This window comes from Polaribacter sp. NJDZ03, assembly GCF_019263805.1.
GTDB lineage: Bacteria > Bacteroidota > Bacteroidia > Flavobacteriales > Flavobacteriaceae > Polaribacter.
In genome coordinates this window covers 908,076-929,912 of record NZ_CP079195.1, presented here as the reverse complement: position 1 = coordinate 929,912, position 21,837 = coordinate 908,076, and the positions used below count along the sequence as shown (strand labels likewise).

The following is a 21,837-nucleotide window of genomic DNA, read 5'->3' as shown; positions in this document are numbered from 1 at the left end:
ATAATATTAAAGAACTAAAATGTGCTGTAATTGCAGCTCGTTCCTAGTTGGAGTATAAGGAAATGAAATAATTTTTGTCTCCTTCTGATTTATAGTTTCATAAATCTAATCAGTACATTTCACGAATAAAAGAACTTTGTAAAGAACATCTTTCTAAGTTTCGTATTTTAAAAAAACCGGACAATATTACTTTAGAAGAAAAAATGGATAGTTAATTCCTGAGTAGGTTTTAACGCTATAAAAATGAAGTTTTATAGCGTTAAAAAACTACTGTTAGATTTATTTTTAACAGCTATTTTTTATTCTGTAATAGCATCTGCATTTTTATAGATTTCTTTCAATTCTTCAATAATTTCTTCGGATGGATTTTCCCACATACCTCTTTGTATAGCTTCTAGCATACGCTCAGACATGTCTTTTAAAGCCCAAGGATTGTGTTCTTCTATAAAAGCTTTATTCTGTTCATCAAACAAATAAGTTTCTGTAATTTGTTGATACATAAAATCTTCTATTAAGTTGGTGGTAGCATCATAAGCAAACAAATAATCCATGGTAGCAGCCATTTCAAAAGCCCCTTTATACCCATGTTCTTGCATCCCTTGCATCCATTTTGGGTTTACAACTCTAGAGCGAAAAACTTTTAATAACTCTTCTTTTAAAGATTTTACCTTCGGATTATCAGGTCTAGAATGATCTCCAAAATACGTTTCTGGTTGAGATCCTTTTATAGTATTTACGGCTGCCGTCATTCCTCCTTGAAACTGATAATAATCATCAGAATCTAAAATATCATGCTCTCTATTATCTTGATTTTGCATTACGACTTCAATATTAGACAATCGTTTTTTAAAGGTCTCGTGTGCAGATTTTCCACTATTGTCTTTTCCGTAATACGCATAACCACTCCAATTAATATACGCTTGTGCTAAATCATCCGAAGTTGTCCAGTTTTTTCCATCAATTAAACCTTGTAAACCTGCACCATACGCACCAGGTTTCGAACCGAATACACGATATAAAGCTCTTTCATTGGCTTGTTTTTCATCTAAACCTTCTTCTTGCCATTGCAGTTTTTCTTCATCAAAACGTTTCTTTATTGGGTTTTGTTCATCGGTTTCATCTAGCGTAGCTACTTTTTCTACTGCGGCATTAAAGAGAGAAATTAAATCAGGAAAGGCATCCCTAAAAAAACCAGAAATACGCAACATTACATCTACTCGAGGTCTTCTCAATTCTAAAGTAGAGAGGACTTTAAAATCTTTTACTCTTCGGTTGCTTCCTTGCCAAACGGGTATTACACCAATTAAGGCCAATGCTTGGGCAATATCATCGCCACTGGTTCGCATGGTAGAAGTACCCCAAACTGATAAACCGATAGAAGTAGGGTATTCTCCGTTTTCTTGTAAATAGCGATCAATAATATTCTGAGCACTTTTTTTTCCTAATTGGTAAGCGGTTTCAGAGGGAACAGTACGTACATCAACAGAATAAAAATTTCGTCCCGTAGGTAAAATATCTATGCGTCCTCTTGTGGGAGCGCCAGAACCTCCAGCAGGAATGTATTGACCGTTTAAGCCTTTAATTAAATGACTGATTTCATTACTTGTTTTTTCTAAAACGGGTACTGTATGTTGTTGTATATAGTTTAATATTTGATTGGTGTATTGTCCAATATTTTCTAGAACATCGTTGTTAAATAATTGGCTTACAAGGTTCTTCGCTTTGTTTTCTAGCAATTCTACTGCTTGTCCGTAAGTTCTACAAGAAATACCGAAAATATCTTTTTCAAGTTTATCTGAATAGACAACATTTATAGGATCAAAATTGAGTTGTAAATCTACTGATAAACACTGTGTAATTCCTTTTAAATCGCCTTGTGGCAAACGATGCAAGGCAACAATTAAATCGATTAATTTTTCTTCTCTAGGTAGTTTTCCTAAAATATGTAAACCACCTCTAATTTGCGATTCCTTCAATTCACATAAATAACCGTCAATAACTTCTAATAACGCATCAATATCTTTGCCGTCTTCATTTAAATCAGATTTAAGATGGGTTTCATTTACCAGCGTTTCAATCTTTGTTTTAATTAAGCTAGCTCTTCTTTTATCAACCAAAGCCGACTCGTAAAACTCATCAATTAACAGTTCTAATTTTAGTAAATCGCCATAATTTTCGGCGCGTGTCATTGGCGGAATTAAATGGTCTAATATAATTGCTTGGTTTCTTCTTTTAGCTTGTGTGCCTTCTCCTGGATCATTAATAATAAACGGATAAAAATGCGGAATAGCGCCTAAAATAGCTGCAGGGAAACAGGTTTCTTTACTTAAAGCAACACTTTTTCCGGGCAACCATTCTAAGTTTCCGTGCTTGCCAATATGCACTAAAGCATCTGCTTTAAAACTATGTTGCAACCAAATATAATACGCTAAATAGGCTGGAGGAGGAGGTAAGTCTGGCGAGTGATAACTGGCTTGTAAATCTAAATTATAACCTCTACTTGGCTGAATACTCACCAACACATTATTAGAAATAAAACCCGGAATTAAAAAAGAACCTTCTTTATAATTTGGTGAATCTTTTGGGTTTCCCCATTGTGCTTCTACTGTATCTTTAAGTGTTTTAGAAAGCTGATTGTAGTACTTATAAAAAATAGCTTCGTCTAATTTAATAGCGTGGCGTTCATTTAATGTATTTATCGTTTCTAAATCGTTGGTAACAGAATTAGTTAACTTATGTATAAGTTCTTTGGTCGTTTTAGGATAATCGGCTGCAAGGGCATAATTTTCAGCTGCCAATTGTGCTAAAATTTGCAACGTACTTTGTGGTGTATCTAATCCAACACCATTTGCTAAACGACTATTGTTATTTGGATAATTAGGTAAAACCAACGCAATTTTCTTATCAGCATTTGTTTTCTCTTGTAGATTAATCCACGCTTTAGCCATTTGAGCTACAAACTCACAACCTTCTAAATTCGGAACGTAAGAAACCACTTCAGAATCTGTTAAAGCATCTTTTTCTACCGATTCTTTAAACGAAATTACTTTCGATATAATTTTCCCGTCCACCTCTGGCAACGCAATATTCATGGCAATATCGGTAGGCGGCAATCCAAAACTACCTTCTAGCCAACTTTCTCTATTGCAACTTCCCATAATTGCTTGTATAACGGGTACATTAAACACATCGAACAAGCTCTGTGTAGTATCATTAAATCCTTGCACACTAAACCCTGTAGTATTGATAATAACTTGGGGGTTTTCTGTTTGATGGGTTTTTAATAAATTAAAAATTTGTTGCTGAATATCATGTTCTCGATACCCAGCTGCCATTAATGCAATTGCAGAAATTCCTTGTTGTTCTAAAGCATCAATAATACTATGTATAGGAGCTAAATTATTAGATAAATAATAACTTCTATACCCAAAAATAATAGCTTGTTTTTTTTCTTTATTTTCTGTTGATGAAGTATAAATCCCTTCTTTTGGGTGATATAAAAATAAATCGGGAATGGTTTTTATAGCATCCGGAATTACAACTGTATTTGTAATTCTGTTGCTTATTAATTGCAAAGAAGCTTTACAGTTTTCTAGTCCACCAGCCTGTATGTATTTCCAAATTAAATCGACATCCTTTAACGGAATGTTAGAAGATTGCATCAACTCTAAATCTGGTTTGTTATCACCAGGTAAAAACACCAACTGAATATTGTTTTCTTCGCAACAATCTGTAATTGCTTCACAAAGATAATTGTAATAGGCTTTTCCTCCCAAAAGTTTAAGAACTACAATTTTTGCAGCAGAAATTACCTCATCAACATACGTATCTATCGTTAATTCTTGTTTAAAATAACTAAGATTTGCAAACCGAAAAGTAGGTGCATTGTCTACAGAATTATGTATTAATTTGTAGGCATTATTCATCATAAATAAATCGGAATCTGCCGAAGATAAAAAAACAATGTCTCCCGGAGATTGATCTATATAAAACACCCCTTCATCATTAGGATTCCAGCCGCCTGGTATGGTAGAAATTAAATGCACGTTGTTATAATTTTTTTAGATTACTTATTTTTTAATATACAGCAAACCACCAATTACTTATTGTTTCCCAATAAAGAAATCATTTCTTCATTGGGCGTTTTCCAACCTAATTGTTTAAAAGGAGTTCTGTTCAATTTTTGCGTCATTTCTCTAATTACAGAAGCGTTAAAAACAGGATAGTCATATTTAAAATAGTTCAATTTCTCTATATTATAAGTAAGAACACCAATGGTTTTTCTGTTATTATTAGTGGAATGAAACGTTACTTCTCCAATTTTAGCAAGAATGTTATTATAATCAACCGTTATTTTTTCAAATAACAATTGATTATAATAACTATCCATAAATAACGCAGCTAACTTGTCAATATCTTTCATTGAAAAACGAGGAATAACGACAGAGAAAAAAGTTTCAGAATTAACAAAAAGCAAACATTTTTTTTTCGCTACATAAAAAACATTTGCATTCCAATTTCCAAGAACATGCTCATCGATTAAATCGCTATTTTCAATTTTCTTGTGTATAATCTTCTCCAGCTTTTTTGTAGTAAAAATGTGGGTCATCGTTTAATGAGAATGAGAGTGAGAATGTCCGTGATCATGACTATGAGCATGCGTTATCACTTCATTATTTTTAGTCAATTCTATATTTTTACCAATAACCACTAAATTTGTTTTGCGAGCTTCATTTTCTCCCCAAGGTCTTTCAAAATAATAATCGAAACGAGCACCAACACCTTGTAAAACCATACGCATTGGCTTGTTAGGGATATTTACAAAACCTTTAATTCTATAAATCTCGTTGTCTTCTACAAGCTTTTTTAAATCTTTTACTAAAACTTTAATATCCGCAGTTTCGGTATATTCTAATAAAACTGTTTTAATATCATCGTTGTGGTGGTGGTGGTTTCCAGATTTATGGTGCTCTTCGTGAATAGAATGACGGTTATCTACATCATCCTCTGCAGAAGCTTCCACACCTAATAATAAATCATTATCCAATTCTCCATTTACAACCGCAATAATTTTGGTATTAGGTCTTGCTTTGGCTGTAATTATTTTAGTAACCTCTTCAAACTTTTCATCATCAATTAAATCTCTTTTGCTCACTAAAACCAAATCTGCACAACCTAACTGATCTAAAAATAACTCTTCAATAGGTGTTTCGTGGTCTAAAGAATCATCTGCCAAACGTTGCGCTTGCACACGTTCTCTATCGCAAATTTCTCCAGTAGCAATTCCTACAGCATCTACCACCGTAATTACAGCATCAATAGTAATATGAGGCTTTAAATCTGGCCAGTTCACTGCTTTTACCAAAGGTTTTGGCATCGATAAACCAGACGTTTCTATCACAATATGATCAATTTCATGTTTACGCTCTAACAATTGCAACATAGAAGGTAAAAACTCTTCTTGCACCGTACAGCAGATACAACCGTTTGGTAACTGAATTAAATTACAACCCTCATCATCACATTCCGATGAAGCAATTAATTGTCCGTCTACATCTACCTCTCCAAATTCATTTACCAAAACAGCAATACGCTTTCCGTTGGCATTTTTTAGCATATTATGCACTAAAGTTGTTTTCCCTACACCTAAAAATCCGGTAACTATGGTAATTGGTATTTTCTTGTTCATGTCTTTAAAATTTAGATTCTTACTATTTTATAATAATGTTCTTTATTCCTTTTTGGGCGTTTCCCTCTGGGTCGGGCTATTCGCTATATCTTTTTTATCCAAAAAGGAATAAAAAAGGATGCCGCTACTATCCCTAACGCAAAACTTACTATCCATTTTAAAAAGATTCAGTAAGTATTGCTGTTTTATAATAAGCTATTTACATCTCTGCAAACCTTCTTTTATACAATTTGTTATTAAATATTTCACATGTCAGTTCGAGTGATTTTTATGAAGCGGTAGCGTAATAAAAATTGTATCGAGAACTCTTTATGAACTTGAAATTCATTTACACGAAATAATTATTTGTAAACCGTATTAATTTGAATATGCAAAGCGATTCACTTTAACTTTTTTTCTTCTTTCTCTTGTATAAAAACAAGTTCCATTTTTCTTCTGCAACACCATGTTTGTCCATTTCTGCTCTTGCCATGGTAAAAAATAAATCAGACATACGGTTTACATAACTCATAATATAGTCGTGTACACACTCTGGATCTTCTTGCATTAAGGTAACCAATTGTCTTTCTCCTCTGCGCATTTGTGTTCTACAAACATGGCAAAGTGCCGATATTTCATTTCCACCAGGCAATAAAAAATAATCTGATGGAGAGCTAATATTTGCTTCCATTTCGTCCATCCAAACCTCACAAAAATCTGCGCCATCTTTCGGTTCCGGATTCGGATTTTCTTTTTTAGAATCAGAAGGTCTTGCTAAGTGAGACATCATATTCATCATATCTTTCTGAATGCGATGTAAATTTGGTTGCCATTCGTGTTCGTTTCCTAGTTTAGAACGCATTAAACCAATGGTAGAATTTACTTCATCTAAAGTTCCAATACATTCAATTCTTGCAGAGTTTTTAAATTCTCTTTTCCCTCCAAAAACTCCGGTAGTACCTTTGTCTCCTTTTCTTGTATAAATTTTCATGTGCTAATCGTTTATTTCGTTAATCAATTGTAACAGTTTTTCTGATGTACCAAAATAGTGATGTACATAAGAACCCATTACCCGTTGTTTTTTATAAATTTTAGTGTTTGTATCACCATTTCTTGCATTTGTAATTGTGGCATTTATGGTGGTTTCAGTATCGTTTACTAAACTAGAATAATGAAACTCGTGCCCTTTAAAAATATGTTTATTTATGGCAGAAGTACGATACCCCAAATGCAATTTTTTATCCGCTATTGAAGCTTCAAAATCAAAATAATTTACCATTTTGAAAGCTTCGTTATTTTCTGAAATAATCGCTTTTCCTAAATACATCATTCCGCCACATTCAGCATAGATTTTACCGTCATTTTGTGCGAATTCTTTAATGCTTTTCAGCATTTCTGTATTGCTAGACAATTCTTTTAAATACATTTCTGGGTATCCGCCAGGTAAATATATAAAATCGCAAACAGGAATTTTTACATCAGCTATCGGACTAAAAAACACCACTTCGCCTAATGTTTCCATGGCAGCAATGTTCTGCGGATATATAAAATTAAAAGCTGCATCTTTAGCGACTGCAAATTTTATTTTTTTGGATGCTATTGTTTTTTCTGTTGATAAAATAGCATTTGGTTCAATCTCTTTAGACGCTTCTAAAATAGCTTTCCAATCTACTGTTTTGTCTAGTTCGTTTGCAATTTTATCAATAACAACATCAAATTTTTCTATTTCTTGTATGTTTAACCCTAAATGTCTAGACGGAATTTCAATGTCCTTTAAATTCGATAAATACCCAAAACAACGTACATCAATATCATCACAAGCTTCTTTTAGCATGTGGTAATGCCTCTCGGAACCTACGCGGTTAAAGACAACGCCCATTATTTCTACTTCTTTATCAAAATTTACAAAACCCTGAATAAGCGGTGCAACAGAATACGCTACAGCTTTGGCATCAATCACTAGTAAAACAGGAGTTTTTAGTTTTTTAGCCATTTCTGCCGTACTACCTTGGTCTTTTTTTGCGCCATCAAACAAGCCCATTACACCTTCTATGCAATTAATTGTAGCCTCTTTACCATAGAAGTTTAAACAGGTGTTTATCTCTTCTTGAGACATCATAAATAAATCTAAATTGACCCCCACTTTTTTACAAGCCAATTGATGAAATTTAGGGTCTATATAATCTGGACCAACCTTAAAAGGTTGTATCGCAATGTTTTTATTTTTAAATAAACGCAGCAATCCTAAAGTAAGCGTAGTTTTACCAGCGTTACTACTTGGTGCAGAAATTATCAGTTGTTTTATCATCCTTTGGTGTGTATTGGAATTCCGGATACCATAAAATCTACTTTAGTCGCCTTTTTGGCAATATATTGATTCACTTTTCCTTGTAAATCTACAAATTGTCGTGTTGCTTTTTCCATAGGGATTACGCCCAAACCAATCTCATTACTAATAGCAATAACGATATTATTTTTCTCGCAAAGTAAATTCCATTCTTCAACAATAAAATGATAACTTAATGCAGCATCATATTTAAAATGATCCATTACGTTGGTTATCCAAAGCGTTATACAATCTACAAATAGTACTTTATTTACAGCAGTTATTTTACTTAAATGAAGCGTTTCTTCTATGGTGGTCCAATTATTAGTTCGTCTATTTTGATGAATTTCTATACGTTTTCTAAATTCAGCATCCCAATATTTAGAAGTTGCTAAATAAGTTGGCGAATCGTCTAAACTTAAGGCAATTTCTTCTCCGTATTCACTTTTACCAGAACGTTGTCCGCCAGTAATAATATGGATTATTTTAGTGCTCATTTTCGGTAATTAAAGGTTGGTAATTTGCATGAATACGATTGGCAAAATCTGCAGCAACACCAATTTTTACCATCCCTTTTTCTGCATCAATAATCTGCGTGCTATGTACGCCTTTACAATACGTTTGAAAAGCCAATACTGTTGCTTCTAAATTACTATCTGTATTTAACTTTCCGTCTGTTATAATATGTAAATTGTGTTTAAAATCAACATCAACACAAATACTTTTTATTTGTTTAAAACCGGCAGTTAAGTTCGTTTTTCCACCTGTTTTAAGAGAAGTTAGTGCAATTTCAATATCTTTTAAAACAGCAGTTCTATGTAAAATATGTTGCGCTTCTCCATCAAACAAAGAAACAATAGAAAACTGAGTGTTCTGGTTTTTAGATTGTGTAGCAATTTTATCTACAGCTCCTTTTGCATACGCTATAATTTGATTTTTTAACATAGAACCACTAGAATCTATTAAAAAGATATGGTGTTCTTTTAAAAGTGATTTTTTGTGTTTCGTCTTTATTTCAAACTTATCGGTAGCTACATATTGACTCACCGTTTTTTTTGTGTCTGTAGTAGAAACATTTCCTTGGTTATAGTGAATTGCTTTAGAGCCATTTTCTATCTTATCTGTAAACGTATTTTTTTGTTTTTGAAAATCGTTTTTAGGACTTAAAAAATGGATATTTTCTTCTTTAGATGTATTTCCTTCAGATAGAGTTTCTTTGGGTTGCTCGTTTTCATTTTGATTCGGGTTTTGCTGATTCGGAGACTTATTTAAACTTCGGTGGTTTAATACAAAATCGGCTATTTTATCAACATCTTCTTTAGTGACTTCTGTCGCGTTTTGATACGCCGCAAAAGCCCTTGCCGTTTTCAATAATAAAATGTCTGCACGCAAACCTTCTACTTGATGCTCTATCGCTAATTGACTACAATATTCTATAATAGCATCGTTTATAAGAACCGTTTTTAACTTGTTTTTAGCGGTTTCAATTTGCGTTGCAATACGTTGGTCTTTACTTTTATAATTAGCAACAAAATCCGCAGGGTTATCATCAAACTGAAAACGTTGCTTAATAATTTGCTGACGTACTTTAGCATCTGTAGTTGTGGTAATGTTTACACTTAAACCAAAACGGTCTTTTAGTTGTGGTCTTAAACTTCCTTCTTCAGGATTCATAGAACCTACTAAACAAAAGCGACTTTTAAAATAACGAGAAATTCCCTCTCTTTCTAAGTAATAATTTCCCGAAGCAGCGGCATCTAATAAAATATCTGTAAGATAATCTTGTAATAAATTTACCTCATCTACATATAAAACACCTTGGTGAGCTTGCGCCATTAACCCAAGGTTAATCACTTCTTTTTTCGCATTAATCAACTCTTCTAAATTGATGCTTCCAATAAGTCGGTCTTCAGAAACACCAATGGGTAAATTTATAAAAGGATATTTTTCTTGATCAGTCATTAGATTTGTTAACGATCTAATTAATGTAGTTTTTCCTGTTCCTTTATCACCAATAGCCAAAACACCACCAATAAGCGGGTCTACCAAGTTTAAAATAAGAGCTAACTTAAAATTATCTTGACCAACAATGGCAGAAAAAGGAAAGTTGATTTGTTTTTTATCAGCAATCATAAGGTAGAAAGTGTATTATAAGTCCATATAATTCCGATAATTGCAGATGCTGCACCGGCAATACCATTCATCCATTTAAAAATGGATAAATTTCGCTCTAAAAAACGACTCATTACCGTAATTAAAACATAACTATAAGCACCCATTGCTACAATGATACCTAGAGATTCTACGGCAAGAATAAGAAGAGCATCGGTTACAGTATCACTACTTAAAACGAGTGCAGAAGTTAAAGCGCCACCTGTACCAGCTAATCCGTGTAACATGCCAATCCAAAAAGATTTATTCATTGGGTTTACCGCAATTTCTTCTCCTTTGGTACCGTGTAAATGTATTGGGTTAGCTAGTTGATGCTCGTGCGCTTCAATCTTTTTATGCTCTTTAACCATTTCATTAATCGCATGGTTTCTTTTAATTGCAACAACACCTAACCAGATCATAATAGGACCAACCGCTAGTTCTGCATAAAAAGAAATATTATGTACAAATAAAGTAGCCATACTTTTAAAAAGTAAAGCCACGCCACCAAAAAGTAATAAGGTTGCAGAATGCCCAAACGCCCACTGAGATGCTTTAAAGACAGTCTTAAAATCTACCTTTTTTTTACTGATAGCATTTTCGGTTGCCAATACAGAAACTGCTGTAACGTGGTCTGGTTCAAAAGAATGTAAAATCCCTGCCATTAAAGGCCTAATTAAAGAAGTTATTGTCATTATTTAATATATTTAATAAGTGTTCCGTTTTTATGAATAAGGTAAATATCTAGGGCTACCTGTTTCATTTTTGTATGCGTGTGTTTATAGCAATGTTCTAATAGTAATTGAAAGAAAGGCGAATTTTGTTCAAACTCGAATAACTCAATTAAACGACCTGCCATATTTAATTCTTTAATTTTATCTCCGTCTTCAAAGCCAATTTGTTGTGCTAAATCCACTACAAAATCTTTATTCCAACTAGATACACAACTGTGCGTATCTGTTATTCCACCTGCTAATTTTACAGCTTTACCAAGCATAATACCAATGCTTACTTTTTTAATATTGCATTCATTTATTTTGGTTAGGGTTTCTCCAATCCAATTTCCGTAATGGATAAAAGCATATGCTGGCAAATGATTAAATTTTTCTGATAAAAACTTTTCACTTCTTGCTCCAGAATTAATCACCAATTCTGTAATCTTATTAGCCACAGCAACATCAATACCTTGTTCTATACTGGCTATATAAGAAGAAGAGGAGTAAGGTTTTACAATACCAGTTGTACCTAGTATAGAAATGCCATTCATAATACCTACACGTTCATTAAGCGTACGTTTTGCTAATTTTTTTCCGTTGGTCACAAAAACGGTCACGGATACCCCACATTCTAAATCGTAATCGTGCAATAATTTCTGAATTGCACTGGTTATCATTTTTCTAGGAACTGGATTAATTGCAGGTTCTCCAATAGCCAACTCTAAACCTTTAAGAGTTACGGTACCAACGCCTTCTCCGGCAATAAACTGAATGTCTTTTTCTTGTGTTAATTTTAAAATACAACCTATTTCTGCGCCATTGGTAACATCTGGATCATCGCCAGCGTCTTTTATCACAGAACATGTAGCCGTGTTTTCTGTAAACTCACAAGAATGAATAGTGATTTCTAATATTTTATCAATAGGTAAATGTACGTTTACAGTGCTGTTTTTCTTCTGATGGATAATTGCCATCAATCCTGCTTTAGCAGCAGCCGTAGCGCAAGTGCCTGTTGTAAAACCTTCTCTTAAAGGGCCTTTTGGTATTTCTCTTAATCCCATAATTGCGAAGTATTGGTTAGCAAGGTTGGAGTAGGAGTATTCGTTAAAATACGTTGTAAATCAATTTCATGAAACACAACCGTAAAGTAACTTGGTGTTTTAGGTTGATTGATAATAATAATTTCTGCATTCGTTTGTAAAGCCGCTTCAATCTTGGTGCTTAAAAACCCACTGTTACCAGTTTCTTTAGTGAGAATTACATCAATATGATGCATTTTAATCAGCTCAATTTCTTTTTCTAAACTGTCAGACGGTAAGCCTAAAATTAATTGCTTTTCAGGGAAATTACTTTCTTTAGCAATGGCTAAAGATTCGGGTCTGTTTAGTATTCTAAAATACGTTGTGTTTTCTTGCCACCACGGATGCAATTTTTTAATAGATTGTACACCAGTTAAGGCTAATAAAGTCTGTTTTTCTTTTAACAACGCAAAAGCAGCATCATATGAATTCACATATTTTACTAAAGGATGAATGGTTTTAGAAAGTAATTCTCGTCCGAATTTTAGTACAGGGATTTGTAGCTTTTCTGCCACTTTAGCAATGGTTTTATGCAATATTTCTGCAAACGGATGAGAAGCGTTAATAATGGTTTGTATGTTGTTTTCTAGTAAATAACTTTCTAGTTCTTTTTCATCTAATGCACCGTAACGGTAACGCGCAATTTTAGTGATATCAAAAGAGATATTTGTTTTTGTTGAATACACAAAAGGCATTGCCATACTTTCTAATAAAGCAGCTGTTTTTTTACCTTCTGTTGTTCCTCCAAAGACTAATATCATGCTATTTGTTTTATCAATAAGTTTATAAAAATCTCACAGGTTTTTAAAACCTATGAGATCTAAATACGAAATGGTTTTATTCTGTTACTACAAATTTCTTATTCGTTCTAAAAATGTGTTTCACATCTGGACTGTATAATTGAGACCTGTTTTTACGAGCACCAATTGCATGACCAACGATAATTAATACTGTTCTTGTTTTTTTACTGTCCTTTACAATTTTTGCTAGATTTTCTAATTTACCTTGATAAATTTCTTCATCTTTCCAAGAGATTCTGTACATCACTGCTACAGGCGTATCAGCATCAAAATGTTCTAATAATTGTGCTTCTACTTTTTTAGCAATTCCTACACTTAAAAAGATACACATGGTAGCATTTGTAGCAGCAAAAGCAGCAATATTTTCTTTTGATGGCATTGGTGTTTTACCTTCTCCACGTGTTAAAACAATAGACTGTACTACTTCCGGAATCGTAAATTCAGATTTTAAAACGGCAGCTGCGGCACTAAAAGCTGAAATTCCTGGTACAATAAAGTACTCCATTTCTAATTCATCAAAAATGGTCATTTGCTCTTGGATAGCGCCATACAAAGAAGGATCTCCACATTGTAAACGTACAATAGCATTACCTTTTTTGTAATGTTCTTGCATTACCGCTATTTGCTCTTCTAAAGTCATCATTGCAGAGTTTCTAACCACAGCACCTGGTTTACACCAATTGGTCATTTCTTCAGGAATTAAACTACCTGCGTACAATACACAATCTGCGTTTTCTAAATAGGCTTTTCCTTTTACGGTAATTAATTCTTCATCACCAGGTCCTGCACCAATAATTGCGATAGCGGTTCTACGTTCTGCCTTAACATCTAAAGCAATAGAAAAAGTGAATTTCTCACCATTTTCTAAATGAATTTTTTGTTTTTCAATTAGTACATTTTTGCTTCCAGAAAGTAGCATTGCAGTAGATTCGGAAACACCATCAACACCAATTTTAGATTGCACCATTTCACTTGGGTTTGGTACGGTAATGGTGTCTATTTCGTCTGAAGTAAAAGTGCTAAACGGAATGTTGTTTTTTGTACTAAAATCTAAATACGCTTGTTGTTGTGCCTTAATATCTATAGATCCAACGTTTTTAATCGCTGAAAAGTGAATGTTTCTACTTTTCAATTCTTCTTTTAAAGTAGTTTCAAAAAGAACTGAATCTAATTGTTTAGAGCAACCAGAACCAACAGAAAGTACTTTTGGTATAAAGAATACACTAGCAATTGTACTTGTATACACTTTATAACTTACGGCAATAAATAACTCAAATTGTGTGTAATCAATCTCCGCTTCATCGTAAAAAACAGTAACAAAATTAGGTACTGTTTTTTCTAAATGCTGAGTACCTTTATCTTTAATATCTAACAATAGGGCAGTAGGTTTATTATTTACAAACAACGCCATTGTTTTGTTCATTGATAAAGAAGTGGCTACTTGCCAATCATATTGATTTGCTAACGTATCTAACGCCCAAATATTTTGTACATCACTAGACGTAGATATAATTGGGTTGGCTCCTAAAACGGAAGCAACTTTTAAAGCAAAATCATTTGCGCCACCTTTATGTCCGCTTAAAACAGCTTGCACATTTAGACCTAAATCATCCACAGAAATTACTGCAGGATCTGTGTTTTTATCTTGAATATAAGGTGCAATTAATCGCACACAAATACCTAAAGCAGTCACAAAACAAATACCGTCTAATTTTAAGAAATTATCAGTTAAATAGTTTGATATTGAGCTAATAGTTGATACGTTTTTATCCGAAGAATTTAACGTTGTAATTACCAAAGATTTTGGAAATTCTTTCTGAATAATAAGGGCTTTTTCTAACCCTTTTTCAGTAACTGCTATAATGGCTATTTTTTTCATTTATTGTTTTTCTGCGGTGTGAATGCTAATTTTGTTATGCTCGTTTACTTGAATGCTATTTGTACTAATTGTATAATTTAATTTGGTAAGTTCTTCTGTAAAAACCTCGCTACTATTTTTTCTTACAGCATTGGTAACCAGTTTTAAATATGGGTTTACTTGATGTAAGAGTTTAATTAGTTCTTTTAGCCTTCCTCCATGTCCGCCAATGAATACAACATCCGGAATTGGGTAGTCTTTTAGGTTGAGGTTAAAGAAATCATCAATAATAATTTCGATGCCAGGAGTTGCCAAACGTTCGGTGTTTTGCTGAATAATAGCAGCGCATTCTGTACGTTTTTCAAAAGCTATAATTTTTAAATTCGGATAGTGTTGTTTGGCTTCAATAGCGACAGATCCGGTACAAGAACCGATGTCCCAAAAAACAGCTTTATTTTGCAACTCTAATGCCTGAATTGTACTTAAACGAATGGGCATTTTTGTAATCATATTCGCTCTATTCTTTAACGGAATAAAAGCAGTATCGGGTATGCCAAAGTGTTTCTTTTTTGGTGCTATTTGTTTTAATAAAACACAGTTTAAATGTTGATGTGTTTTTAGAGTACACGACAATAAATCGAGTTGCTCAATATGTTCTGTATCTCCATCCAAAGCCTCTCCAATAGTTATCGAATAATTATCGAAACCATATTGTAACAAACGCTTTGCAATTTCTGCCGGTGTTTTTTTGTTATCAGTTAATACTCCAATTAATTCGGTTCTATTGATTAATGCTTCGTCTAAAGCCGACCAATCTCTACCGTGAACCGATATCGATTTTAAGTTGTTATAATTGGTTTGCGTTTTATGACATAGTAACTGAATGCTATTAAAATAAGGAACTGAATTTAGTTTAGCATTCGGTATTAAACGTTGTAAGGTATTTCCGAATCCGTAGAAAAAAGGATCTCCAGAAGCAAAAACAACAATAGACTTATCATAAGTATTGTATTGCTGAATTAAAGCGTCCATTTTTCCTGAAATCTCTATCCAAGTATGGTTTTCTGGCAAGTAAGATTTAACCAATTGATAATGACGTTTTCCGCCAGAAAAAACAGTAGATTCTTGGATGAACTCTAAAGCATCATCATTTAACTTGGGCGTAGGATGATTGCCTATTCCAATTAAATAAAAATCGATATGTGTCTTTGTTTGCTTCATTTCTTAATAAGAATCCTTAATAATAACATCATTTATATTCTTACGTTTTTCCCATTGTAAACGTTCTAATTCTGGGTTTTCATAGAATTTATCTACATGTCCTAAACACAAATAACCAATTAGTTGTCTGTCTTTAGGAGCGTTTAATATGGTTTTCACCTTATCAGGATTTAAAATACTAACCCAACCTAAACCAACATTTAACGCTCTTGCCATTAACCACATATTTTGAATGGCACAAACCACAGAATAAACGCCTGCTTCCTTCATGGTAGTTTGTCCTAAAACAGGATGCTCACTAGGTTTGTAGAATACAGCAATATTTAGTGGAGATTCTACAATACCTTCCAATTTTAATTGGGTATATGCATCTGCTTTTTTTCCTTCAAAAAGGGATTTAGCTTTCTCATTTTCTTCAAAAAAACTATCCTTTATTTTATTTCTAATGTCTAAATCTTTAATTACAACAAACTCCCAGGGTTGCGAAAAACCAACGGAAGGTGCGTTTACTCCAGCAAATAGAATTTTATCTAAATCTGCTTGAACAACAGGTTCGTCTGTAAATCGATTCCCTCTTACATCTCTACGAGCAAGAATAATCTGTTCTAACGTTTCTATATTTTCTGAAGTAAATTTGTTCATTTTTTAAGATTTAAAATAGGTGGATGCTTCTGGTAACGTAAAAGCGGCATTTACAATAGCAGCTGCCACATTACTACCACCTCTGTTGCCTTCTACAATTACCCAATCTGTATTTTTAATTTGAGATAACTGTTCTTTAGATTCTAAAACATTTACAAAACCAACCGGAACACCAACAACACCAACAGGTTTAAAGGCTTTATTATCTCTTAATTGATCTACAATTTCAAACAAAGCAGTAGGTGCATTACCAACTACATATAAAGCATTTGGGTGTTTTTCAATTGCTTTTCTAATGCCTGCTTGTGTGCGTGTAATATTTGCAGATTTAGCCAATTCTTGTGCCTCCTCATCATTTAACAAACAGTGAATTTGGTTGCCGTATTCCTTTGTAAAAGCTTTTGTAATTCCTGCTTGTACCATGGTAACATCAGTCACAATTTCACCTCCGTTTTTAAGATGGTTGTGCCAATTTTCAATCGCTTCTGGTGTTGCCGAATAATGATTAAAATCTTCTAAAATTCCAGTGGTATGAATGACTCTCGTTATTGCCCATTTATCAGCAATAGCAAAAGGCAAATCTTTAATATGTTCGGTAACGATTCTAAAGCTTTCTTGCTGAATTTCTTTGCCTGTATGTGGTTTTCTGTTTAAGTATCCTCTAGGAGTCACCAAATAGTCTTTAAAACGATAGGTTTGCGAGTTTCCAATCATCACCAAGCAAAACATATCTACATCATCAGGATTAAATTCACCCAACGTCGTTATTTTAAGTTCTTCTTCTGGTCTAGTTACGTGTCTTATAATGGCAACCGGAGTAGAAGGTGAGCGTTCTGCTAAAAATATTTTTTGCAATCTGCCTAATTGCCAATGTCTCTTTTTACTTTTTGGGTTGTACAAACTCGTTACAAAATCGCCCATTGCGGCAGCTTTAATTCGTTGCTCAATCTTGTTCCATGGTGTCATTAAATCAGAAAGAGAAATACAACAAAAATCGTGACCTAATGGCGCACCCAATTTGCTTCCTGCAGCTAAAAATGCCGAAACTCCAGGTAAGGTTTCTAATTCAATATCAGTATGATTTTCTTTAGAAACTACCTCGTAAACAATTGCTGCCATGGCATAAATACTGGCATCACCAGAGCCAATAACCACTACATATTTATCTTCTTTTGCTTTTTCAATAGCTTTATGAGCTCTTGCTTCTTCCATACCTAATGGCATAGAAATAAGTTCTGCATCTTCTTTAAATAAAGAGGCTCCAAATTGAAAATAATAGTCGTAACCAATAACTACATCTGCTTTTTGTAAAGCATTTTTAACTACGGGTAACATATAATTGATATCTCCAGGACCTAAGCCTGCTACAGTTATTTTCATTTGTTTATTTTTTTTATGATGATAAGAGAAAAATAAGGCGTTTCTCTTTTATTTGCAATTGACCAATCGGTTGTTATAAATTGTTGATAGGTGCCTAAGCGTTCTGCATAGGTAATGCTATGTTTTTTGTGATTTATTACGTCGGTAATAATATCTACAACCGATATAATTTTCATTAATACTACGGTGTCAAAATGCGCAATCGCTTCTTCTAATTCCTCTTGTGTTTGTATACGCGGAATAACAACTACTTTTTCGTTTTGTAAACACAAAGGCATTTTACTTTCTGCAGCTAAATGCAAATAAGAGCTAATACCCGGAATTAAATGAATGGTTAATTGATGCGCTTGTATTTTTTCTAATAGATAAGAAAAAGAACTAAACGTACTAATATCTCCTTCGCTTACAATGGCGATTGATAATCCTTTTTTATAATCAGCTAAAATTTGCTGAAAGGTAGTTTCGTAAATTTCTTTGGCTTGCGCTCTTTCTAAATCCATCTTTAGATGAAAACCGACTAATTTAGCAGCATCTAAGTTATAATTATCTAAGATAGAAAGCGAATAACTTGCCTTTCTTCCGTCTTTAAATAAAGAACCCGGATAATATATTTTATCAGCTTGCTGTAACGCTTTTAAACCTTTTAGCGTAATTAAATCGGCATCGCCAGGACCTAATGAAACGCCGTAAATTTTACCTGCTATCATATGCCTAACATTTTTTTAATTTTACTTGTAAAACCGTTTTCTTCTTCATTTGGTTTTTCATCTTCTTCAAATAAAATTCCTTTTACATTAAGATGATGACCAATTTGCTCTTTCCCTTTGTCTTCTTCAAAACCAATGACTTGTTTTCTGTATTTACATAACTGACAATTCATGTTTGCTATTCCGTTTTTAGCTTCATGTAAACGCTCATCAAAAGCCTGTAAAATTAATTCATCGGCACCAAAAGGATCTGTGTACACATATTCTAAATTAGAACTCGCATCCATTTCCGAAACGCTTTTATAAATTCGCTCTAATAAAATACCTGTAAAAAAGAAAAAAGGAATCACAATAGTACGTTTAAAACCTAATTTTTCGACTAATTGTAAACCTTCGTCTACATTAGGAAACGCTGTTCCGCTATATACTGTGGTGGCAAAACCAAAGCCCATTCCGTCCCAAAGCATACTGGTTAATTTAGCAACATCGCTATTGGCATCTGGGTCTGTAGTTCCTCTACCAACTACTACCAAACAGGTTTCTTTTCTATCAATTTTAGGTAATTTTTTCTCTGTTTCTTCAATCCGTTTTAACGATAAATCAAGTAAAAAAGAACTTACACCAATATGTTTTCCCATAGAAATGGTTAAATCATCGTGATAACCTTGTAAGGTATTTAACTCAAACGGAATGTCATTCTTGGCATGTGAACCCGCAAATAAAATAACAGGCAACGCATATATTTTTCGAATACCTTGCGCATACATGCGTTCTACGGCAGCTTCATACGTAGGATGATTAAATTCTAAAAACCCATAATCTACTTCATATTCATCTTGGTAGCGTTCTTTAAGAATGCTCACCAATCGTTTAAACGATTTTACGCCAGCTTCTCTTCTTGTACCGTGTCCGCATAATAAAATTCCTTCTTTCATCTTCTTAATTTATTGGGTTTGCACCTATTAAAAATACTACGGGCATTGGTAGTTTTTGTGTAATGATATCTTCTTCAATATTTTCTAATGTTGATGTTAGTAAGATTTCATTATCTCTAGAAACATTAGAAATAGCATTAATAGGGATGTTTGGATTGTTGCAAACGGCTATTAATTTCGGAATGATTTTATCTAAACTTTTAGAGCCCATATAAAGCGCCAAAGTATTACCAGCATTCAACATTTCTGCAATACCCTTTAATTGCGTTGTAGAATAATCTGCAGTGTGTGCTGTACAAATTAAAAAAGCATTAGAAAAACCTCTTTCTGTAACAGGTATACTCATTGCACTTGCCGCTGCTAAAGCTGCGGATATACCAGGGATAACTGTAAAAGGAAGTTGATGTTTCTTTAAAAAACGTACCTCTTCTGCAGCGCGACCGTAAATATATGGATCACCAGATTTTAGACGAATTACTTTATTACCCATTTCGCAATGTGTTTTTAGTAATTCGTTTATTTTATGCTGACGAGCTTGTGGATCTTCTTTATCGCCAAATTTTCTACCTACATAAATACGTGTTGCAGTTGTATTGATATCCATTATTTCTTCTGATATTAAATTATCATGTAAAATAATTTCAGCATTCTGTATGGCTTCAAAAGCTTTTAACGTTAATAGGTTTTTATTACCAGGTCCTGCACCCACAATGCTTATTTCTGGCAATTTGTCTTTTGCAAAAATCAATTCTGGATTTGCAAACTGATATTCGAAATTTAAGATTGATTTCGATTTAGAATTATCAACAATTTTAAAATCTTGTGCAGTATCTTCTCCAAAAATAGGAGCAGGCAAGTTTAATTGTATGGCAGCGTTTTTATAATATTCCTTTCTTTTAGGATGCACATCTGCACAACCATTGATAATTTCTCCAAAACAATCTTGTTCTAAAATAGTTTCAATTAAACCAATACTATCTTTTAAATGAATGAGGTTTACCGGAACGTTTGGGTTTTTTAATTGCTTTTTGTTGGCAAGAAATCTTCCGGGATGACGTTTTGGACCAATTAATCCTGCCAAACGTAAAATAGTTAGGTTGCTTCCAAAATGTTGTTTTAATAATTCTTCTGCTTTTATCAACCCAATACCAGAAGCTTTTTCTGGCACACAATGTATTGTTTCGTCTATAAGGCTATTTGTATTTTGATACACAGAAGTAGAGCTTACAAAAATTACCTTTGTAGTTGCGGCAGTATTTTTTATAATTTGCGCTATCTGAAGCGGATGTATGGTCTCAATATTATCAATCCGCTTTGGCGGAAAATTGATGATTAAAGTTGAGGTTTCATGGATAAAAGATGCCCAATCACCAATAATTTTATCAGCTTCAACTTTTATTCTATCTGATTGAAACGCATATTTAGACAATGGTTTTAAACGACCAAGTGTTGTGGTACTACCATTTACGGAGTAGCCACTTTTTTGAAGTTGTAAAGCCAATGGTAATCCCAACCAACCTAAACCTAATATAGAGATGTTCTTATTCATAGTGATATTAAATCTTGACTCGCGTTTTGTAACTGAATTTTAGTACAATATTTCCAAGCCAAATTATCTATAGAATCAAAGTTAATGATTCCTATAACTTCTCCAAACTTATTTTTAAAACGGATACCTGTTTGGTTTACGTTTTTCTGATAAAAATACTCTGTACTAGAAATTTTTGATTTTTGTAATTCCTTATCTTCTTTTGGTACACCAGCAATGGTTAATGGAATACAATCGGTTGCTGTTTCTAATTCTAACGTGTATGTTTTAGCATAATTTACGGCAGTTATTTCTGTAAACGGCATTGCTTTTAGATGTGCCATTTTAAGTGTTACACCTTTGGGGTTTTCTAATAAGTATAAGAATAAAGGATACAAATATTGATCGGAGCTAAAGCCTTTTGTTATAAAACATTCCCCTAATTCTTTGTCGTCTTTTAATTCGAAAGGTTTGGGTTTAAATGGCGCTATTTCTCTATTAGATTTTAGCGCATCCCATTCCTTTTTATATAATAAATTAGCTTCAACGGGTAAGTTATTATCAATATGACTTTTTACAATAGGAATAATTTTATCAGCAGTTAGTTCTTTGTACCAATATTCACCTGGATTTACAATACAAGTAGGTGCGTCTTCACATCTTCCATTACATCTGGTTTTAATAGTATGTACAGTATCCCAAAGATCATTATTACGTAAATAAGCTCTTGCAGCTCTTACTACTTTTTCTGATCCTGCTTTTTGGCAAGAGCCTCCGTCGCAGAATAAAAAAGTATGTGTTGTATTGGCTATATTTTTACCCATAA

At 33.4% G+C, this 21,837-nt stretch carries 18 protein-coding genes; all 18 read right to left on the bottom strand.

What is annotated here, in order from left to right:
- Window positions 1-299: 299 nt before the first annotated feature.
- Window positions 300-4,046, bottom strand: a complete 3,747-nt coding sequence (gene cobN, locus KV700_RS03945) for a cobaltochelatase subunit CobN (RefSeq protein WP_218599265.1) — start codon at window positions 4,044-4,046, stop codon at window positions 300-302.
- 53 nt (window positions 4,047-4,099) lie between these two features.
- Window positions 4,100-4,609, bottom strand: a complete 510-nt coding sequence (locus KV700_RS03940; RefSeq protein WP_218599264.1) for a hypothetical protein — start codon at window positions 4,607-4,609, stop codon at window positions 4,100-4,102.
- 3 nt (window positions 4,610-4,612) lie between these two features.
- The gene (gene cobW, locus KV700_RS03935) at window positions 4,613-5,689 is read right to left on the bottom strand and encodes a cobalamin biosynthesis protein CobW (protein WP_166382317.1); all 1,077 of its coding nucleotides are present in this window, start codon (window positions 5,687-5,689) and stop codon (window positions 4,613-4,615) included.
- 385 nt (window positions 5,690-6,074) lie between these two features.
- Window positions 6,075-6,659: a cob(I)yrinic acid a,c-diamide adenosyltransferase gene (locus KV700_RS03930; protein WP_166382319.1), complete on the bottom strand. Its 585-nt coding sequence runs from the start codon at window positions 6,657-6,659 to the stop codon at window positions 6,075-6,077.
- 3 nt (window positions 6,660-6,662) lie between these two features.
- Window positions 6,663-7,976 carry a cobyrinate a,c-diamide synthase gene (locus KV700_RS03925; RefSeq protein ID WP_218599263.1) on the bottom strand — a complete coding sequence of 438 codons (1,314 nt, stop codon included), beginning with the start codon at window positions 7,974-7,976 and terminating at the stop codon, window positions 6,663-6,665.
- Window positions 7,973-8,491: a bifunctional adenosylcobinamide kinase/adenosylcobinamide-phosphate guanylyltransferase gene (locus tag KV700_RS03920; RefSeq protein WP_218599262.1), complete on the bottom strand. Its 519-nt coding sequence runs from the start codon at window positions 8,489-8,491 to the stop codon at window positions 7,973-7,975. The genes KV700_RS03925 and KV700_RS03920 overlap by 4 nt, the downstream gene beginning before the upstream one ends.
- Complete coding sequence (locus tag KV700_RS03915; RefSeq protein ID WP_218599261.1) at window positions 8,481-10,127, bottom strand: AAA family ATPase; 1,647 nt, start codon at window positions 10,125-10,127, stop codon at window positions 8,481-8,483. Before KV700_RS03915 ends, KV700_RS03920 begins: the two co-directional genes overlap by 11 nt.
- The gene (locus KV700_RS03910) at window positions 10,124-10,840 is read right to left on the bottom strand and encodes a hypothetical protein (RefSeq protein WP_166382327.1); all 717 of its coding nucleotides are present in this window, start codon (window positions 10,838-10,840) and stop codon (window positions 10,124-10,126) included. The genes KV700_RS03915 and KV700_RS03910 overlap by 4 nt, the downstream gene beginning before the upstream one ends.
- Window positions 10,840-11,922: a cobalt-precorrin-5B (C(1))-methyltransferase CbiD gene (gene cbiD, locus KV700_RS03905; protein WP_218599260.1), complete on the bottom strand. Its 1,083-nt coding sequence runs from the start codon at window positions 11,920-11,922 to the stop codon at window positions 10,840-10,842. Before cbiD ends, KV700_RS03910 begins: the two co-directional genes overlap by 1 nt.
- The gene (locus KV700_RS03900; RefSeq protein ID WP_218599259.1) at window positions 11,913-12,701 is read right to left on the bottom strand and encodes a precorrin-6A/cobalt-precorrin-6A reductase; all 789 of its coding nucleotides are present in this window, start codon (window positions 12,699-12,701) and stop codon (window positions 11,913-11,915) included. The genes cbiD and KV700_RS03900 overlap by 10 nt, the downstream gene beginning before the upstream one ends.
- A gap of 76 nt (window positions 12,702-12,777) precedes the next feature.
- Window positions 12,778-14,619: a precorrin-4 C(11)-methyltransferase gene (gene cobM, locus KV700_RS03895; protein WP_218599258.1), complete on the bottom strand. Its 1,842-nt coding sequence runs from the start codon at window positions 14,617-14,619 to the stop codon at window positions 12,778-12,780.
- On the bottom strand, window positions 14,620-15,819 hold the full coding sequence (gene cbiE, locus KV700_RS03890) for a precorrin-6y C5,15-methyltransferase (decarboxylating) subunit CbiE (protein ID WP_218599257.1): 1,200 nt from the start codon (window positions 15,817-15,819) through the stop codon (window positions 14,620-14,622). It abuts the gene before it with no gap.
- 3 nt (window positions 15,820-15,822) lie between these two features.
- Window positions 15,823-16,461, bottom strand: a complete 639-nt coding sequence (bluB, locus tag KV700_RS03885) for a 5,6-dimethylbenzimidazole synthase (protein WP_218599256.1) — start codon at window positions 16,459-16,461, stop codon at window positions 15,823-15,825.
- A 3-nt stretch (window positions 16,462-16,464) separates the two neighbouring features.
- Window positions 16,465-17,841 (bottom strand): precorrin-3B C(17)-methyltransferase, encoded by a 1,377-nt coding sequence (gene cobJ, locus KV700_RS03880; protein WP_218599255.1) that lies wholly within the window; start codon window positions 17,839-17,841, stop codon window positions 16,465-16,467.
- Window positions 17,838-18,548 (bottom strand): precorrin-2 C(20)-methyltransferase, encoded by a 711-nt coding sequence (gene cobI / locus KV700_RS03875; protein WP_218599254.1) that lies wholly within the window; start codon window positions 18,546-18,548, stop codon window positions 17,838-17,840. Before cobI ends, cobJ begins: the two co-directional genes overlap by 4 nt.
- Entirely contained in the window at window positions 18,545-19,483 is a 939-nt protein-coding gene (locus KV700_RS03870; protein WP_166382343.1) for a sirohydrochlorin chelatase, read from the bottom strand. Before KV700_RS03870 ends, cobI begins: the two co-directional genes overlap by 4 nt.
- A 4-nt stretch (window positions 19,484-19,487) precedes the next feature.
- Complete coding sequence (gene cobA / locus KV700_RS03865) at window positions 19,488-21,032, bottom strand: uroporphyrinogen-III C-methyltransferase (protein ID WP_218599253.1); 1,545 nt, start codon at window positions 21,030-21,032, stop codon at window positions 19,488-19,490.
- Window positions 21,029-21,835: a ferredoxin gene (locus tag KV700_RS03860; protein WP_218599252.1), complete on the bottom strand. Its 807-nt coding sequence runs from the start codon at window positions 21,833-21,835 to the stop codon at window positions 21,029-21,031. The genes cobA and KV700_RS03860 overlap by 4 nt, the downstream gene beginning before the upstream one ends.
- Between the last annotated feature and the right edge of the window lie 2 nt (window positions 21,836-21,837).

Bases quoted from the DNA above. Each gene is read 5' to 3' on its own strand.
- KV700_RS03940 (WP_218599264.1), bottom strand. From the start codon at position 4,609: ATGACCCACATTTTTACTACAAAAAAGCTGGAGAAGATTATACACAAG.
- cobW (WP_166382317.1), bottom strand. From the start codon at position 5,689: ATGAACAAGAAAATACCAATTACCATAGTTACCGGATTTTTAGGTGTA.
- KV700_RS03930 (WP_166382319.1), bottom strand. From the start codon at position 6,659: ATGAAAATTTATACAAGAAAAGGAGACAAAGGTACTACCGGAGTTTTT.
- KV700_RS03925 (WP_218599263.1), bottom strand. From the start codon at position 7,976: ATGATAAAACAACTGATAATTTCTGCACCAAGTAGTAACGCTGGTAAA.
- KV700_RS03920 (WP_218599262.1), bottom strand. From the start codon at position 8,491: ATGAGCACTAAAATAATCCATATTATTACTGGCGGACAACGTTCTGGT.
- KV700_RS03915 (WP_218599261.1), bottom strand. From the start codon at position 10,127: ATGATTGCTGATAAAAAACAAATCAACTTTCCTTTTTCTGCCATTGTT.
- KV700_RS03910 (WP_166382327.1), bottom strand. From the start codon at position 10,840: ATGACAATAACTTCTTTAATTAGGCCTTTAATGGCAGGGATTTTACAT.
- cbiD (WP_218599260.1), bottom strand. From the start codon at position 11,922: ATGGGATTAAGAGAAATACCAAAAGGCCCTTTAAGAGAAGGTTTTACA.
- KV700_RS03900 (WP_218599259.1), bottom strand. From the start codon at position 12,701: ATGATATTAGTCTTTGGAGGAACAACAGAAGGTAAAAAAACAGCTGCT.
- cobM (WP_218599258.1), bottom strand. From the start codon at position 14,619: ATGAAAAAAATAGCCATTATAGCAGTTACTGAAAAAGGGTTAGAAAAA.
- cbiE (WP_218599257.1), bottom strand. From the start codon at position 15,819: ATGAAGCAAACAAAGACACATATCGATTTTTATTTAATTGGAATAGGC.
- bluB (WP_218599256.1), bottom strand. From the start codon at position 16,461: ATGAACAAATTTACTTCAGAAAATATAGAAACGTTAGAACAGATTATT.
- cobJ (WP_218599255.1), bottom strand. From the start codon at position 17,841: ATGAAAATAACTGTAGCAGGCTTAGGTCCTGGAGATATCAATTATATG.
- cobI (WP_218599254.1), bottom strand. From the start codon at position 18,548: ATGATAGCAGGTAAAATTTACGGCGTTTCATTAGGTCCTGGCGATGCC.
- KV700_RS03870 (WP_166382343.1), bottom strand. From the start codon at position 19,483: ATGAAAGAAGGAATTTTATTATGCGGACACGGTACAAGAAGAGAAGCT.
- cobA (WP_218599253.1), bottom strand. From the start codon at position 21,032: ATGAATAAGAACATCTCTATATTAGGTTTAGGTTGGTTGGGATTACCA.
- KV700_RS03860 (WP_218599252.1), bottom strand. From the start codon at position 21,835: ATGGGTAAAAATATAGCCAATACAACACATACTTTTTTATTCTGCGAC.